The sequence below is a fragment of the Streptomyces sp. CA-142005 genome, assembly GCF_050942335.1.
Classification (GTDB): Bacteria; Actinomycetota; Actinomycetes; order Streptomycetales; family Streptomycetaceae; genus Streptomyces.
Genome location: NZ_CP192078.1, coordinates 2738264 through 2755000 on the forward strand (window position 1 = coordinate 2738264; position 16737 = coordinate 2755000).

Annotated in this window: 13 protein-coding genes and 2 rRNA genes; 2 read left to right on the forward strand and 13 right to left on the reverse strand. The window is 70.0% G+C overall.

The annotated features are described in order from the left end of the window. Positions 1–265: 265 nt before the first annotated feature. From ACQPXS_RS13065 to ACQPXS_RS13090, 6 genes are all read right to left on the reverse strand, one after another. On the reverse strand, positions 266–1012 hold the full coding sequence (locus ACQPXS_RS13065; protein ID WP_433449336.1) for a hypothetical protein: 747 nt from the start codon (positions 1010–1012) through the stop codon (positions 266–268). Between the two features lie 25 nt (positions 1013–1037). Further along, entirely contained in the window at positions 1038–2756 is a 1719-nt protein-coding gene (recN, locus tag ACQPXS_RS13070; RefSeq protein ID WP_433455800.1) for a DNA repair protein RecN, read from the reverse strand. A gap of 159 nt (positions 2757–2915) precedes the next feature. Then, positions 2916–3167, reverse strand: coding sequence for a hypothetical protein (locus tag ACQPXS_RS13075; RefSeq protein ID WP_433449337.1), 252 nt, complete (start codon positions 3165–3167; stop codon positions 2916–2918). Between the two features lie 74 nt (positions 3168–3241). Then, positions 3242–4147 (reverse strand): NAD kinase, encoded by a 906-nt coding sequence (locus ACQPXS_RS13080; RefSeq protein WP_351803860.1) that lies wholly within the window; start codon positions 4145–4147, stop codon positions 3242–3244. Beyond that, positions 4144–4959: a TlyA family RNA methyltransferase gene (locus tag ACQPXS_RS13085; RefSeq protein ID WP_351803858.1), complete on the reverse strand. Its 816-nt coding sequence runs from the start codon at positions 4957–4959 to the stop codon at positions 4144–4146. Before ACQPXS_RS13085 ends, ACQPXS_RS13080 begins: the two co-directional genes overlap by 4 nt. A 7-nt stretch (positions 4960–4966) precedes the next feature. Further along, positions 4967–5287: a hypothetical protein gene (locus ACQPXS_RS13090; protein ID WP_433449338.1), complete on the reverse strand. Its 321-nt coding sequence runs from the start codon at positions 5285–5287 to the stop codon at positions 4967–4969. Between the two features lie 42 nt (positions 5288–5329). Here ACQPXS_RS13090 and ACQPXS_RS13095 point away from each other — a divergent pair, with 42 nt between their 5' ends. Beyond that, the gene (locus ACQPXS_RS13095) at positions 5330–5677 is read left to right on the forward strand and encodes a sterol-binding protein (RefSeq protein WP_433449339.1); all 348 of its coding nucleotides are present in this window, start codon (positions 5330–5332) and stop codon (positions 5675–5677) included. A 9-nt stretch (positions 5678–5686) separates the two neighbouring features. On the opposite strand, the gene ACQPXS_RS13100 is transcribed toward ACQPXS_RS13095, so the two are convergent. From ACQPXS_RS13100 to ACQPXS_RS13115, 4 genes are read right to left on the reverse strand one after another with little or no spacing between them, the layout of a single operon-like run. Further along, complete coding sequence (locus ACQPXS_RS13100) at positions 5687–6526, reverse strand: ABC transporter ATP-binding protein (protein WP_433449340.1); 840 nt, start codon at positions 6524–6526, stop codon at positions 5687–5689. Next, positions 6523–7569: a FecCD family ABC transporter permease gene (locus ACQPXS_RS13105; RefSeq protein ID WP_433449341.1), complete on the reverse strand. Its 1047-nt coding sequence runs from the start codon at positions 7567–7569 to the stop codon at positions 6523–6525. Before ACQPXS_RS13105 ends, ACQPXS_RS13100 begins: the two co-directional genes overlap by 4 nt. Beyond that, complete coding sequence (locus tag ACQPXS_RS13110; RefSeq protein WP_433449342.1) at positions 7566–8609, reverse strand: FecCD family ABC transporter permease; 1044 nt, start codon at positions 8607–8609, stop codon at positions 7566–7568. Before ACQPXS_RS13110 ends, ACQPXS_RS13105 begins: the two co-directional genes overlap by 4 nt. A gap of 53 nt (positions 8610–8662) precedes the next feature. Beyond that, positions 8663–9691 carry an HAD-IIA family hydrolase gene (locus ACQPXS_RS13115; RefSeq protein WP_433449343.1) on the reverse strand — a complete coding sequence of 343 codons (1029 nt, stop codon included), beginning with the start codon at positions 9689–9691 and terminating at the stop codon, positions 8663–8665. Positions 9692–9764: 73 nt separating this feature from the next. Here ACQPXS_RS13115 and ACQPXS_RS13120 point away from each other — a divergent pair, with 73 nt between their 5' ends. Next, positions 9765–11048 (forward strand): DUF1015 domain-containing protein, encoded by a 1284-nt coding sequence (locus tag ACQPXS_RS13120; protein ID WP_356314115.1) that lies wholly within the window; start codon positions 9765–9767, stop codon positions 11046–11048. A gap of 104 nt (positions 11049–11152) precedes the next feature. Here the strand turns inward: ACQPXS_RS13120 and ACQPXS_RS13125 are convergent, their stop codons facing one another. From ACQPXS_RS13125 to ACQPXS_RS13135, 3 genes are all read right to left on the reverse strand, one after another. After that, entirely contained in the window at positions 11153–11884 is a 732-nt protein-coding gene (locus ACQPXS_RS13125) for a hypothetical protein (RefSeq protein WP_351804472.1), read from the reverse strand. Positions 11885–13100: 1216 nt separating this feature from the next. Then, positions 13101–13217, reverse strand: a 5S ribosomal RNA gene (rrf, locus tag ACQPXS_RS13130). Between the two features lie 104 nt (positions 13218–13321). Further along, positions 13322–16436, reverse strand: a 23S ribosomal RNA gene (locus ACQPXS_RS13135). Between the last annotated feature and the right edge of the window lie 301 nt (positions 16437–16737).

Here is a 16737-nt window from a genome sequence, read left to right on the forward strand (position 1 = left end):
GGGGCTCCTGGTTCGGCGTGGGCGGTCACGAGGAAACGTACAGAAGGTAGCGGGCTCAGGGGGGCGGAAGGACATACCCCGCGCGCCTCCCGCGCGGACCGGTGTGTGTCCTCAAGCATGCCAGGGTGAACGGCCGTTACGGGAAATCCGCAGGGCGCACTGTGCGGCGGGCCGGGGCAATGCGCCGGAGCGCGTCACCCACACGAGTGAGGGAAACGGCGGCACGGCCGAGCGCCGTGCGACCGCGTCCGGCGAGGTCAGACGCTCACAGCGCCCGCGCCCACGCGCTCACCCGGTCCCCGTACACGGCGGCGGCCACGACCGCGGCGGCGTGCACGAGAAGTCCCGCGCGCCGGTTGCCCGCCACAACGGCCGCCCCCAGCGCGGCGCCGAGCGCGTGCGCCCCCGTGTCCCCGATCATCACGCGCTCCCCGAGGTCGTCGGGCAGCACGGCCGCGGCGCCACCCATCGCGACGGCCGACAGCTCGGCCGCGGGTCCCTTCCGCGACAGCCCCGGGGCGCCGAGCGCGAGCACGGCGCCGGCGGCCCGCCCGGGCCGTACGTCGAGGAGGTTGACGAAGTGCGCGGCACCGGCGATGACGACCCCGGCGAGCACCTTGTCCGGCACCCGCTCCTTCATCACCGCCCCCGCGACCAGCCCGGCGGCCGAGATCCCGAACAACTTCACGGCCCCGCTGGTGACTTCCCCGTCCCGCAGCGCCCCGAGATGCGCCCGGAACCCGCGCCGATGGTCCCCCGCGACATCGTCGTACGCCCCGCAGACCCCGGCGGCGAGCACGGCGAGCCCGGCCCCCGGATGCACCCGCGCGGCGGCGACAGCCGTACCGAGCGCCGAGGCGGGCCCGGCGTACAGCCCGACGGTGCGCCCGGCGTGGTTCTTCCGCTCCCACGACTCCCGCCCGCCGGGCGCCGCCTTGCGCAGCACGGCCTGGCCGGCCCGGGTGAGCGCGGCGGACAGCAGGAAGGAGCGGGACGTACGGTCGGCGATCATCCCGCCACTCTAGAACCCGAACCGGCTACAGGTCCGCCCTGGCCGTCGCCAGGAGTTCCTCCGCGTGGGCGCGGGCCGTCTCGGAGTCCTCCTGGCCGGCCAGCATGCGGGAGAGTTCGCGGATGCGTTCCTCGCCCTCCAGGACCTTGACGCCGGAGCGGGTGACCGAGCCGTCGTTGGTCTTCTCGACCAGCAGCTGCCGGTCGGCGAAGGCGGCGACCTGGGGCAGGTGGGTGACGACCACGACCTGCGCGGTCTTGGCGAGCTTGGCCAGCCGGCGCCCGATCTCCACCGCGGCCTTGCCGCCGACACCGGCGTCGACCTCGTCGAAGAGGTAGGTCGGCACGGGATCGGTGCCCGCGAACACCACCTCCACGGCGAGCATCACGCGGGACAGCTCACCGCCGGACGCGCCCTTGGCGATGGGCCGCGGCGGGGCGCCCGGGTGCGGGGCGAGCAGCAGCTCGACCTCGTCCACGCCCGACGGCCCGTAGGCGACCGGACGCCCGCCAACCTCGACGCCCTCCGGGTCCTCGGTCTGCCGGATGGCGAAGGACACGCGCGCGTGAGGCATCGCCAGCGAGGCCAGCTCGGCCGTCACGGCGGCGGCGAACCGCTCGGCGGCCTCCGTCCGCGCGTCGGTCAACGCCTGTGCCAGACCGCCCAGTTCGACACGGAGCGCGTCCCGCTCGGCGGTCAGCTCCCCGATCCGCTCGTCGTCGCCGTCCAGCTCGGTCAGCCGGGCGGCGCTCTGCTCGGCCCAGGCGAGGACGGCGTTCACGTCGTCGCCGTACTTGCGGGTCAGCGCGTTGAGGGCGGCCCGCCGCTCCTCGACCGCCGCCAGCCGCAGCGGATCGGCGTCCAGGTCGTCGGCGTACCCCGCCAGCTCCCCGGCGACATCGCCGAGCAGGATCCCGATCTCCCCGATCCGGTCGGCGAGGGAGGCCAGCGCCGGGTCGTGCGAGCGCACGGCCTCCAGCGCGCGGTGGGCGCCCGCGACGAGGGTCGAGGCGTCGATGCCCTCGGGGTCCTCGGGATTGCCCGCGAGAGCGGCGTGCGCGGCCGTCGCGGCGGACGACAGCGCCTCGGCGTGCCCCAGCCGCTCGGCCTCCTCGGCCAGCTCGACGTCCTCTCCGGCGCGCGGCTCGACGGCGGCGATCTCCTCCAGGCCGTACCGCAGCATGTCGGCTTCCTGCGCCCGCTCACGCGCGCGCGTGGTGATCTCCTCCAGCTCGGCGGCGACGGCCCGCAGCCGCCGGTAGGCCTCGGTGTACTTGGCCAGGGGTACGGTGACGGCGTCCCCCGCGTACCGGTCCAGCGCCTGCCGCTGCCGGGACAGCTTCAGCAGCCCCTGCTGGTCGGTCTGCCCGTGCACGGCCACCAGGTCGTCGGCCAGCTCGGCGAGCAGCCCCACGGGCACGCTGCGCCCGCCGAGGTGCGCCCGTGAGCGCCCCTCGGCGGAAACGGTACGGCTGATCAGCAGGGCGCCGTCGTCCAGCTCGGCCCCGGCCTCCTCGGCACGTACGACGGCGGCGGCACCCGCGGGCACGGTGACCCGTCCCTCCACGACCGCCTTCTCGGCCCCGATCCGCACGAGCGCCGGGTCCGCCCGCCCACCGAGCAGCAGCCCCAGGCTGGTGACCACCATGGTCTTGCCCGCACCCGTCTCACCGGTGACGGCGGTGAACCCGGGCGACAGCTCGACGACGGCATCGTCGATGACCCCGAGCGACCGTATCCGCATCTCCTCCAACACGGAGAAGACCTTACGAGGTCGCAGGGCCTGAGTGCGACGGGCCCCGGTCCGGTTGTGTGAAGGTGCAGGTGACGGATGCGGATCGGTTCCGCATTGTCACCCGGGCGAGTGCTGCGTCCGCGGGGCGGCGCCCCGAGCGTGGCGTCCTCAGTGCGGTCCCTCGAGCAGGGCGACGCCGTCGGGCACGCCCCAGCCGGTGACGGCGCCGTACCCGGACTTCACCGGACAGCCCACCGCGGGCGGGTGCGAGGCGTTGTCGTGGGCGGCGGCGATGTCGCGGCAGGCGACCTCGCCGAGCGGCCGGCCGTTGGTGCCGGTGTCGTAGAGGAACGGCGTGAAGAAGCGCTGCTGCCTCTCCGCCGGCAGCAGGGCGTTGATGCGGGCGATCAGAGAGGCCACAGCGGGGCGGAGGCACTGGTGCCTCCGGCGGGGAGCGGAGCGCCCTGGAAGACCAGGTCGTATCGAGCGCGACGCTAGTGCGGCGCCCCCCGCCACCCCGTGGTCGGCAGCGCGAACTTCGCCACCAGCCGGTCGGTGAACGACGAGTGGTGCAACCGAGCCAGCCGCACCGGTACGGCTCCCCGCCGTACCTCCACCCGCGCCCCCGGCGGCAGCTCGACCGTCCGTCGCCCGTCACACCACAGCACGCCCGGCGGAATGTGCGGCAGGACCTCCACCGCGAGCACCGAATCCGGCGACGTGACCAACGGCTTCGCGAACAGGGCGTGCGCGCTGATCGGCACCATCAGCAGGGCCTCGACCTCGGGCCACACCACCGGGCCGCCCGCGGAGAACGCGTACGCGGTGGATCCGGTGGGCGTCGACAGGACCACCCCGTCACACCCGAACCCCGTCACCGGGCGCCCGTCGATCTCCAGCACGACTTCCAGCAGCTTCTCGGCGCCGGCCTTCTGCACGGCCGCCTCGTTCAGCGCCCAGTCGGTGTGCACGATGTCCCCGTTGCGGTGCACGACGACGTCGACGGTCATCCGCTCCTCGACCTCGTACGACCGCGCCACCACGCGGTCGACCACCCGGTCGAGGTCGTCGCGTTCGGCCTCCGCGAGGAAGCCGACGCGCCCCAGGTTGACGCCGAGCATCGGCACCCCGGACGCCCGGGCGAACTCGGCACCCCGCAGCAGCGTGCCGTCTCCGCCGAGCACGATCAGCAGCTCGCACCCGTCGAGGCACTGCGGAGTGGCCTCCTTGACCAGCTGCACCTCGTCCGGCAGCGGCAGGTCGAGCGCCTCCTCCTCCAGCACCCGCACCCCGATGCCATGCCGCAGCAGGCCCTTGACGACGAGTTCCGCACTGCGGATCGCCGCGGGCCGCCCGGTGTGGGCGAGCAGGAAAACAGTACGCGCCAGGTTCTGTGTCAACGCGGCCCCTCCGCCACTGCACGGTCGACGTCGGCCGGGTCCACCTGGGGTGCCCCCGCCCGCAGCCAGAGAAAGTACTCGACGTTCCCCGAGGGGCCGGGCAGCGGACTGGCGGTGACACCCTGCACCCCGAGCCCCAGCTCCCAGGCCTTCTCGGCCACTCCCCGCACGGCCTCCGCCCGCAAGAGCGGACTCCGTACGACACCCCCGCTGCCCAGCCGCTCCTTGCCGACCTCGAACTGCGGCTTGACCATCATCACCAGGTCGGCGTCCGGCTTCACGCACCGCTTCAGGGCCGGCAGCACCAGTCCGAGCGGGATGAAGGACAGATCGCCCACGACAAGATCCACCGGTTCTCCATCGATCGCCTCGAGCGTCAACTCGCGTACGTTCGTACGGTCCTTGACGGTGACGCGTTCATCGTTCTGGAGAGACCAGGCGAGCTGTCCGTATCCGACGTCCACCGCGACGACGTGCGCGGCGCCCGCGCGCAGCAGGACGTCGGTGAAGCCGCCGGTGGACGCGCCGGCGTCCAGCGCGCGCCGGCCCTCCACCACGAGCCCCTGCGGGACGAAGGCCTCCAGCGCGCCGGCGAGCTTGTGCCCGCCCCGGGAGACGTAGTCGGGGTCGCTGTCGTCGGACTGGACCACGATCGCGGCCGCGGTCTCCACCTGGGTGGCCGGCTTGGTCGCCACGGTCTTGCCGACGGTGACCCGCCCGGCGGCGATCAGCTGGCTGGCGTGCTCACGCGAGCGCGCGAGCTTCCGGCGGACCAGCTCCGCGTCCAGACGGCGACGTGCGACTCCTGCCACGTTCGGTTCAGCTCCTGTGTCGGTACGCCGGTGAGGGCGCCTGTGGGTGCGAAGGCGGGGGCCCCGGGGGTCCCGGGCGGACGTCGAGCGCGGTCAGCGCGTCGCGCAGCCCCCGGTGTACATCCTCGTACACCTCGACGTGCCCGTCGGTGGCGAGGTGGTCGGCGTCGGCCAGCCGCTCCAGCTGGGCGTCGACCTCGGCGTTGCCGGTGGGGGTGCGCGGGACGTTCAGGGGGGCGGGCGCGGCGGGGTCGTACGCCTCCGGTGCCGCCACCGCCTCCTGCACCGAGTCCTGCGGGATCTCCGTCTCCGCAACCGAGTCGCTCATGCCCCGACGCTACCCCGAACCGCTGCGGTACCGTCGTGGGCGATGGCCACGATCGAGGAGTGCCGCGCCGCACTGGAAAAGCTTTCGGACAACATGCAGGGCGCCGAGGGCGACGTTCGGGCGGCCGCCGCCCTGGACCGCTCGGTGAGCTGTCACATAACCGACCTGGACGTCACCTTCACCGGCCGGATGACGGGCGGGCGGATCGAGGTGGACGAGACCCATCCCGGGCCGCCGCGTGAGAAGGCGCAGATCAGGCTCGCCATGGCCGGGGACGACCTGGTGTCCCTGGTGGGCGGCGCGCTGAACTTCGCGACCGCCTGGGGCAAGGGCCGGGTGCGGCTGGAGGCGAGCCTGCTGGATCTGTTCCGGCTCAGGAAGCTGCTGTAGGCCTCCGGCTCAGGAAGCCGCTGCGCTTCGTGCCTTCCGGGCTGCCGGTACCACCAGGGGCGTCCCGGTCTCCGGGTCGTCGATGACCTGACAGCGCAGCCCGAACACCCGCTCCACCAGCTCGGCGGTGACGATGTCGTTCGAGGCGCCCTCGGCGATCACCTCGCCGCCGCGCAGCGCGATGAGATGGGTGGCGTAGCGGGCCGCATGGTTGAGGTCGTGCAGGACGGCGACCAGGGTGCGGTCCTGGGTCTCGTGCAGCTCGGCGCACAGGTCGAGGACGTCGATCTGGTGCTGGATGTCGAGGTAGGTGGTCGGCTCGTCCAGGAGCAGCAGCGGGGTCTGCTGGGCGAGCGCCATGGCGATCCACACCCGCTGCCGCTGCCCGCCGGACAGCTCGTCGACGTACCGGTCGGCCAGCTCGGCGACCCCCGTCCGGCGCATCGACTCACTCACGACCCGTTCGTCCTCCGCCGACCACTGGCGCAGCAGGCCCTGGTGCGGGTAGCGGCCCCGGCCGACGAGGTCGGCGACGGTGATGCCGTCGGGCGCGATGGACGTCTGCGGCAGCAGGCCGAGGGTCCGGGCCACCTTCTTGGCGGGCATCGACTGGATGACCTGCCCGTCGAGCAGCACCCGGCCCTCGCTCGGCCTGAGCATCCGCGACAGCGCCCGCAGCAGCGTCGACTTGCCGCAGGCGTTCGGGCCGACGATCACCGTGAAGGAGTTGTCCGGGATCTCCACGGACAGCCGTTCGGCGATGACGCGCTGGTCGTAGGCGAGGGTGACGTTCTGCGCGGACAGGCGGTTCACGGTGCTCCCGGTCGTGTTCGTGTCGGTGCGGCTCATATCCGGCCCGCCCTGCGCTCCGTGACCAGCAGCCACAGCAGATAGCCGCCGCCGAGGACGCCGGTGACCACGCCGACGGGCAGCTGGTCGGCGCCGAAGGCGCGCTGCGAGGCCCAGTCGGCGGCGACCAGCAGGGCGGCGCCCATGCAGAGGGAGGGCACCAGGTTCGGGCCCGGTGAGCGGGTCAGGCGCCGGGCCAGCTGGGGCGCGGTGAGCGCGACGAAGCTGACGGGTCCGGCGGCCGCGGTGGCTGCGGCGGTGAGCAGCACGGCGCAGACCGTCAGCACCAGCCGCACACACTGCACACGGACCCCGAGGGCGTTCGCGACGTCGTCGCCCATCTCCAGCATCCTGAGCCCGCGCGCGTTGACGAGGACGAGCGGGACGAGGACGGCGCACAGCGCGAGCAGCGGCCAGACCTGGTCCCAGTCCCGGCCGTTCAGTGAACCGGTCATCCACACCACCGCACGGGCCGCGTCGACCAGGTCGGCCTTGGTGAGCAGATAGCCGTTGACCGCGGTGGCGATCGCGGAGACACCGATGCCGACCAGGACGAGCCGGTATCCGTGCACGCCCTGCTTCCAGGCGAGCAGATGGATGGCGAGTCCGGTCACCAGGCCGCCCATCAGGGCGCCGACGGTGACCTGCGTGGTGCTGCCGGACAGCAGCACGATGACCACCAGCGCGCCCGCCGTCGAGCCCTGGGAGAGGCCCAGCACGTCCGGGCTGCCGAGCGGGTTGCGGGAGACGGACTGGAACAGCGCGCCGCCCAGGCCCAGCGCGGCGCCGACCAGCAGGCCGACCAGGACGCGGGGCAGGCGCAGCTCGTTCACGACGAAGTCCTGGTAGGCGCTGCCGTTCCCGGCGAGGGTCCGCAGCACGTCGGCCGCCGGGATCTTCGCGTCGCCGGTGCCGATCAGCGCGACGCCCGCCGCGCAGGCGGCGGCCAGCAGCAGGACCACGACGAGCAGGGCCCGCAGGTCCAGGCGCAGGGAGAGCCCGCCGGGAGTGCGGACGGCCCGGTTCACGGATCGGGTCTTCACAGCTGGGCCGTCCTGCGCCGTCGTACGAGAAAGATGAAGACCGGGCCGCCGATGATCGCGGTGACGATGCCGACCTGGAGTTCCGAGGGGCGGGCCACGACCCGGCCGACGACGTCCGCGCCGAGCAGCAGCACGGGCGACAGGACGGTGGCGTACGGCAGGATCCAGCGCAGGTCCGGGCCGGTGAAGGAGCGCACGACGTGCGGCACCATCAGGCCGACGAACACGATCGGTCCGCAGGCGGCGGTGGCGGCGCCGCACAGGACGGTGGCGGCGAGCATGGCGAGGGCGCGGGTGCGGCCCAGGTTGGCGCCGAGGGCGCGGGCGGTGTCGTCGCCCATCGCGACGGCGTTCAGCGGCCGGGCCAGGGCGAGCGCCAGGACCATGCCGGCCGCGAGGAACGGCAGCACCTGCAGGATGGTCGCGTTCGTGGCCGAGGCCAGCGAACCCACCGTCCAGAAGCGCATCCTGCCGAGCGCCGCGTCGTCCAGGATCATCGCGGCCTGCAGATAGCCGTACAGGGCGGCGCTGATGGCGGTGCCGGCGAGCGCGAGCCGCATCGGGGTGGCGCCCCGGCTGCCGCCGAGGAACCACACCAGCGCGCCGACCGCCGCCGCCCCGAGGAAGGCGAACCACACATAGCCGGTGAGGCTGGTGACGCCGAACCAGGTGATGGCCGTGACGACGGCGGCCGAGGCACCGGCGTTGATGCCGAGCAGTCCGGGGTCGGCCAGCGGATTGCGGGTGAGCGCCTGCAGCACCGCGCCCGCGAGGCCGAGCGCGGCACCGGCGAGCAGGCCGAGGACCGTGCGCGCGAGCCGCTCGTCCACGACGACGTCGCCGTAGGTCCCCGTGTCGTGGAACAGGCCGTGCCAGACCTGGTCCGGTGGGAGGGCTTTCGCCCCGATCGCGATGCTCGCCAGGGCGACGAGCACCAGGATCGCGGCGGAGAGCAGGAGCCCAAGGGGCCTTGCCGCCCGGTGGGTCGGGGACGCGGGGGCGGTCTCCGCGCGCTGTTCCGGAGGACTGTCGACCAACACGAGGTTAGGTTAGCCTACCCTCGCTATCGATCTCGATCCCGGGTGCGGACGCCTCACAGTCCGAGCCGCGCCAGCGCCTTCCCCCCGTCCAGCTCGCAGCTGCCGTCGCCGGCCGCCGTCCAGGCCGCCGCGCACAGCGCCCGCAGCCCGTCCAACGGCTCCCCGCCGCCCTCCAGCTCCAGCCGGTCGGCCCCGGCCGTGGCCGTCCAGCCACCGCACCGGAAGCCCTCCGTGAGCGGGCTGACGTCCGGCTGCCCGGTGAGCAGTCCGCGCAGATCGGCGTCCACGTACGTCGGCCGGTGGTGCGGTGGCGCCGCGAGCAGCCGGACGCCGTCGGTGACACCGGTCAGCACCAGCAGCGAGTCCACCCCGCCGTTGAACGCGCCCTCGATGTCCGTGTCCAGCCGGTCCCCGACCACCAGCGGCCGCTTCGCGCCGGTCCGGAGGATCGTCTCGCGGTGCATCGGCGGCAGCGGCTTGCCCGCCACCTGCGGCTCCTTGCCCGTCGCGATCCGTACGACCTCCACGGCCGCCCCGTTGCCCGGCGCGATGCCGCGCCCGCTGGGAATCGTCAGGTCGGTGTTGGACGCGAACCACGGCACCCCGCGCGCCACCGCGTACGACGCCTCGGCGAACCGGCCCCAGGTGAGGTCCGGCCCGCCGTACCCCTGCACGACCGCCGCCGGATCGTCGTCCGCCGACTCCACGGGCACCAGGCCCCGCTCGCGCAGCGCCACCCGCAGCCCCTCGCCGCCGATCACCAGCACCCGGGCCCCGGCCGGCACCTGCTCGCTGATCAGCCGCGCGACCGCCTGCGCCGAGGTGATGACGTCATCGGCGCCCGTCGGTATGCCCAGCTCCGTCAGATGCTCGGCCACGGTGTCCGGGGTCCGCAGCGCGTTGTTGGTGACGTACGCCAGATGCATCCCGCCGGAACGCGCCACCGCCAGCGAGTCGACCGCGTGCCGGATCGCGCTCCCGCCCGCGTACACCACCCCGTCCAGATCGAGCAGCGCCGTGTCGTACGCCTCGCTCAGGGGCTGCCCACTGCCCTCGGGCCTCGTCCTGACCGCCTGGCTCATTCCACATCGCTCCTCGTTCGACCGTCTTTCCCCCGATCATCCCGCACCCCACTGACACACGTACGATGCCGGGATGAACACTGCAGGTCACTCGGAAGCAACGGCGCGCCGGGGCCTGGAACTCACCCCGTTCCGCGGCCTTCGCTACGACCCCGACCGGGTCGGCAGCCTCGCCTCCGTCACCTCCCCGCCCTACGACGTCGTCGTACGGCCCGACGGGGTGCACCACCTCCAGTCCGCGGACCCGTACAACATCGTCCGGCTGATCCTGCCCCAGGCCGGCACCCCGAGCGCCCGCACCGAGCAGGCGGCCGACACCCTGCGCCGCTGGCTGGACGAGGGCATCCTCACCGCGGACCCGGAGCCCGGCCTGTACGTCTACGAGCAGCAGGACGAGAGCGGGATGCTCCAGCGCGGTGTCATCGGCGCCCTGCGGGTCTCGGAGCCGGCCGAGGGCGTGGTGCTGCCGCACGAGGACGTCATGCCGCCCGTGGTCGCCGACCGCGCGGCCCTGATGCGGGCCACGCGCGCGAACCTGGAGCCGCTGCTGCTGACCTACCGCGGCGACGGCACGGCGGCCGAGGTCGTCGAGCGCACCGCGGAGAAGCCCCCGCTGCTGGCCACGACCACCGAGGACGGCTTCCGCCACCGCCTCTGGTCCGTCACCGACCCCGCCGACCTGGCCCGCATCCAGTCCGACCTGGCCCACCAGCAGGCCCTGATCGCCGACGGCCACCACCGCTGGGCCACCTATCTGCGGCTGCGCGCCGAGCACCCCTCCCCCAGCCCCTGGGACCACGGCCTGGTCCTGCTCGTCGACACCGCCCGCTACCCGCTGCGGGTCCGCGCCATCCACCGCCTGCTGCACGGGCTTCCGGTCGCCGACGCACTCGCGGCCGTGGAGGGCCTGTTCCGGGTACGGCGCCTCGACACACCGCTCGCCGAGGCGCTGGAGACGCTGGCGGACGCGTCCTGCGCGGGCAACGCCTTCCTGCTGGCCGGCGACGGCGCCTTCCACCTGCTCGACCACCCGGACCCCGACCTGCTGGCCCGGACGATCCCGGCCGACCACCCGGCGGCCTGGCGCTCCCTGGACGCCACGGTCCTGCACGCCACGCTCCTCGACCATGTCTGGCACATCCCCGAGGACTCACCGGCCCACATCGCGTACATCCACGACACGGCCGCGACGGTCGCCAAGGCGGAACGCGACGGCGGTACGGCCGTCCTGATGCACCCCGTCCGCGAGGAGGTTGTACGCGACCTGGCCCGACAGGGCGTCACGATGCCCCGCAAGTCGACGTCGTTCGGCCCGAAGCCGGCGTCGGGGCTGGTGCTGCGGGCGCTGGAGATCTGAGTACCGGGAACGCGAAAGGGGGCAGGTTCCCCGGGAACCTGCCCCCTTTTCAGTGACCGTCTTGCAGTGACCGTCTTGCAGTGACTGCCTTTCGGTGACTGCCGTCAGTCCTCGTCGCCGTCCTCCTGCGACGGCTTCTCGGGCTCGCCCTCGCTCTCGTCCAGGGCGTCGACGAACTCCACGCCGTCCAGCTCGGCGAGCCGGTCGGAGGCGTCCGTGCTGCCGTCCCGGTCGGCCTCCACGGCCTTCGCGAACCACTCCCGCGCCTCGCCCTCCCGGCCGACGGCCAGTAGGGCGTCGGCGTATGCGTACCGCAGCCGCGCGGTCCACGGCTGGACCGAGTTGGAGGCGAGCTCGGGGCTCTGCAGGGTCACGATGGCCGCGTCCAACTGGTCCATGTCCCGCCGGGCACCGGCCGCGACGAGCCGCATCTCGACCTGACCGGCCTTGTCCAGCTTGTGCACCTCCGGGGCACCGGCCATGTCCAGCGCCTTCTCCGGCCGCCCGAGCCCGCGCTCGCAGTCGGCCATCACCGGCCACAGGTCCACGCTGCCGGTCATCCGCCGCGCGGCCCGGAACTCCGCGAGGGCCTCGCCGTACTTCTGGTTGGCGTACGCCGCGAACCCGGCGGCCTCGCGTACGGCGGCCACGCGGGACGCCAGGCGCAGGGCCACCTTCGAGTAGGCGTAGGCGCCCTCGGGGTCCTCGTCGATGAGCCGGGCGACCATCACCAGGTTCTTGGCGACATCCTCCGCGAGCGTCTTGGGCAGGCTCTGGAGCTCCTGCCGGACGTCCTTGTCGATCTCGTCACCGGTGACGTCCTCCGGGATCGGCAGCCGCTTGATCGGCTCGCGGTCCCGGTCGCGGTCACGGTCACGGTCACGCTCGTCGCGGAAGCGGCCACCGCCCCGGCGGTCGTCGCGCCGGTCGTCGCGGCGGTCGTCACGCCCCCGGAAGCCGCCAGGCCGTCCAGCACGGTCGTCCCGGCGGGGCCCACGGCCACCGCGGTCGTCACGGCCGCGGAACCCGCCGCGCTCACCCCGGTCGTCCCGGCGGTCGTCCCGACGGAAACCACCGCGGTCGTCACGGCGGTCGTCACGCCGGTCGCCGTAGCCACCGCCGCGGCTGTCGTCACGCCGGCCGTAGCCGCCACGGTCGTCGTCGCGGCGGTAGGACGGGCGGTCCCCACCCCGGTCGTCACGACGGAAGCCGCCACGGTCGTCACGGCGGTCGTCCCGACGCGGCCCACGGTCCCGGTCGTCCCGCTGGTACGCCGGACGCGCACCCCGGTCACCCTCACGACGATCGTCCCGACGGCCATAACCACCACGGTCGTCACGGCCGCGGAACCCACCGCGCTCACCCCGGTCGTCCCGGCGGTCGTCACGGCGGTCGTCACGGCGGTCGTCACGCCTGTCGTCACGCCTGTCGTCGCGACGGAAGCCGCCACGGTCACCGCGGTGGTCATCGCGCCGGCCGTAGCCGCCACGGTCGTCGTCACGGCGGTAGGACGGACGGTCCCCACCCCGGTCGTCACGACGGAAGCCGCCACGGTCGTCACGGCGGTCGTCCCGACGCGGCCCACGGTCCCGGTCGTCCCGCTGGTACGCCGGACGCGCACCCCGGTCACCCTCACGACGATCGTCCCGACGGCCATAACCACCACGGTCGTCACGGCCGCGGAACCCACCGCGCTCACCCCGGTCGTCCCGGCGGTCATCCCGACGGTCGTCACGCCTGTCGTCGCGACGGAAGCCGCCACGGTCACCGCGGTGGTCATCGCGCCGGCCGTAGCCGCCACGGTCGTCGTCACGGCGGTAGGACGGACGGTCCCCACCACGGTCGTCACGACGGAAGCCGCCACGGTCGCCGTGGTAGCCGCCGCGTTCACCACGGTCACCACTGTCCCGTCGCCGCTGGTCGCGCTCCGGTCGCTCGTCGGGAGAGTTGGTGGACATGGTGACTCCTGTCTTAGGTACCGCAAGCATTGTAAAAACGAAAGGACCCCTGGTCCCAGCTGAACGCTGGTGACCAGGGGTCCTTCCAAAGATTGTTCGGCGGCGTCCTACTCTCCCACAGGGTCCCCCCTGCAGTACCATCGGCGCTGTGAGGCTTAGCTTCCGGGTTCGGAATGTAACCGGGCGTTTCCCTCACGCTATGACCACCGAAACCCTAATGGTTTCGAGCGAACAAGCACACTCTGTAGTTATGCGTTCTGCTCAAAGCCGGCAACGGTCGTTGCCTCAGAACTAACACAGTGGACGCGAGCAACTGAGGACAAGCCCTCGGCCTATTAGTACCGGTCACCTCCACCAGTTACCTGGCTTCCAGATCCGGCCTATCAACCCAGTCGTCTACTGGGAGCCTTACCCCATCAAGTGGGTGGGAGTCCTCATCTCGAAGCAGGCTTCCCGCTTAGATGCTTTCAGCGGTTATCCCTCCCGAACGTAGCCAACCAGCCATGCCCTTGGCAGAACAACTGGCACACCAGAGGTTCGTCCGTCCCGGTCCTCTCGTACTAGGGACAGCCCTTCTCAAGACTCCTACGCGCACAGCGGATAGGGACCGAACTGTCTCACGACGTTCTAAACCCAGCTCGCGTACCGCTTTAATGGGCGAACAGCCCAACCCTTGGGACCGACTCCAGCCCCAGGATGCGACGAGCCGACATCGAGGTGCCAAACCATCCCGTCGATATGGACTCTTGGGGAAGATCAGCCTGTTATCCCCGGGGTACCTTTTATCCGTTGAGCGACGGCGCTTCCACAAGCCACCGCCGGATCACTAGTCCCGACTTTCGTCCCTGCTCGACCCGTCGGTCTCACAGTCAAGCTCCCTTGTGCACTTACACTCAACACCTGATTGCCAACCAGGCTGAGGGAACCTTTGGGCGCCTCCGTTACCCTTTAGGAGGCAACCGCCCCAGTTAAACTACCCATCAGACACTGTCCCTGATCCGGATCACGGACCCAGGTTAGACATCCAGCACGACCAGACTGGTATTTCAACGATGACTCCACACACACTGGCGTGCGTGCTTCACAGTCTCCCAGCTATCCTACACAAGCCGAACCGAACACCAATATCAAACTGTAGTAAAGGTCCCGGGGTCTTTCCGTCCTGCTGCGCGAAACGAGCATCTTTACTCGTAGTGCAATTTCACCGGGCCTATGGTTGAGACAGTCGAGAAGTCGTTACGCCATTCGTGCAGGTCGGAACTTACCCGACAAGGAATTTCGCTACCTTAGGATGGTTATAGTTACCACCGCCGTTTACTGGCGCTTAAGTTCTCAGCTTCGCCCCACCGAAATGGAGCTAACCGGTCCCCTTAACGTTCCAGCACCGGGCAGGCGTCAGTCCGTATACATCGCCTTACGGCTTCGCACGGACCTGTGTTTTTAGTAAACAGTCGCTTCTCGCTGGTCTCTGCGGCCACCCCCAGCTCACCAAGTAAATTGGATCACCAGGACTGGCCCCCCTTCTCCCGAAGTTACGGGGGCATTTTGCCGAGTTCCTTAACCATAGTTCACCCGAACGCCTCGGTATTCTCTACCTGACCACCTGAGTCGGTTTAGGGTACGGGCCGCCATGAAACTCGCTAGAGGCTTTTCTCGACAGCATAGGATCATCCACTTCACCACAATCGGCTCGGCATCAGGTCTCAGACACGTGCAGGGCGGATTTGCCTACCCTGCGTCCTACACCCTTACCCCGGGACAACCACCGCCCGGGATGGACTACCTTCCTGCGTCACCCCATCACTCACCTACTACCAGCTTGGTCCGGCGGCTCCACCACTCCCCTTTGCCCGAAGGCTCCGGGGCGGCTTCACGGCCTTAGCATCACTGGATTCGATGTTTGACGCTCCACAGCGGGTACCGGAATATCAACCGGTTATCCATCGACTACGCCTGTCGGCCTCGCCTTAGGTCCCGACTTACCCTGGGCAGATCAGCTTGACCCAGGAACCCTTAGTCAATCGGCGCACACGTTTCTCACGTGTGAATCGCTACTTATGCCTGCATTCTCACTCGTCAACCGTCCACGACTACCTTCCAGTGCCGCTTCACCCGGCAGACGACGCTCCCCTACCCATCACAGCACCCGTTGGGGCTATACGCTGCAATGACACGACTTCGGCGGTACGCTTGAGCCCCGCTACATTGTCGGCGCGGAATCACTAGACCAGTGAGCTATTACGCACTCTTTCAAGGGTGGCTGCTTCTAAGCCAACCTCCTGGTTGTCTGTGCGACTCCACATCCTTTCCCACTTAGCGTACGCTTAGGGGCCTTAGTCGATGCTCTGGGCTGTTTCCCTCTCGACCATGGAGCTTATCCCCCACAGTCTCACTGCCGCGCTCTCACTTACCGGCATTCGGAGTTTGGCTAAGGTCAGTAACCCGGTAGGGCCCATCGCCTATCCAGTGCTCTACCTCCGGCAAGAAACACACGACGCTGCACCTAAATGCATTTCGGGGAGAACCAGCTATCACGGAGTTTGATTGGCCTTTCACCCCTAACCACAGGTCATCCCCCAGGTTTTCAACCCTGGTGGGTTCGGTCCTCCACGAAGTCTTACCTCCGCTTCAACCTGCCCATGGCTAGATCACTCCGCTTCGGGTCTTGAGCGTGCTACTGAAGCGCCCTATTCGGACTCGCTTTCGCTACGGCTTCCCCACCCGGGTTAACCTCGCAACACACCGCAAACTCGCAGGCTCATTCTTCAAAAGGCACGCAGTCACGAGGATCCGAAGATCCCGACGCTCCCACGGCTTGTAGGCACACGGTTTCAGGTACTATTTCACTCCCCTCCCGGGGTACTTTTCACCATTCCCTCACGGTACTATCCGCTATCGGTCACCAGGGAATATTTAGGCTTAGCGGGTGGTCCCGCCAGATTCACACGGGATTTCTCGGGCCCCGTGCTACTTGGGTGTCTCTCAAGCGAGCCGTACAGATTTCGACTACGGGGGTCTTACCCTCTACGCCGGACCTTTCGCATGTCCTTCGCCTATCCATACGGTTTCTGACTCGCCGACCAGCCGGCAGACTGATCAAGAGAAATCCCACAACCCCGCATGCGCAACCCCTGCCGGGTCTCACACGCATACGGTTTGGCCTCATCCGGTTTCGCTCGCCACTACTCCCGGAATCACGGTTGTTTTCTCTTCCTGCGGGTACTGAGATGTTTCACTTCCCCGCGTTCCCTCCACACTGCCTATGTGTTCAGCAGTGGGTGACAGCCCATGACGACTGCCGGGTTTCCCCATTCGGAAACCCCCGGATCAAAGCCTGGTTGACGACTCCCCGGGGACTATCGCGGCCTCCCACGTCCTTCATCGGTTCCTGGTGCCAAGGCATCCACCGTGCGCCCTTAAAAACTTGGCCACAGATGCTCGCGTCCACTGTGCAGTTCTCAAACAACGACCAGCCACCCATCACCCCGAACCCGAAGGTCCGAGTGCACTGGGGCCGGCAGCTGAGGAAAGTTTCGTTCCCTCAGACACCCAACAGCGTGCCCGACACCCTCGCCACTCGCGGCCTGTGTTCCACGCTCCGAAGAGCAGTACTAGCAGCCCGAGCTGGCTGAAGATGCCGAGTAGTCAACGTTCCACCCATGAGCTAACCACCGTCGATCATTCGCCGACGTAGTGGCTCTGGCTGCCTCGCGGCAGCTAGATGCTCCTTA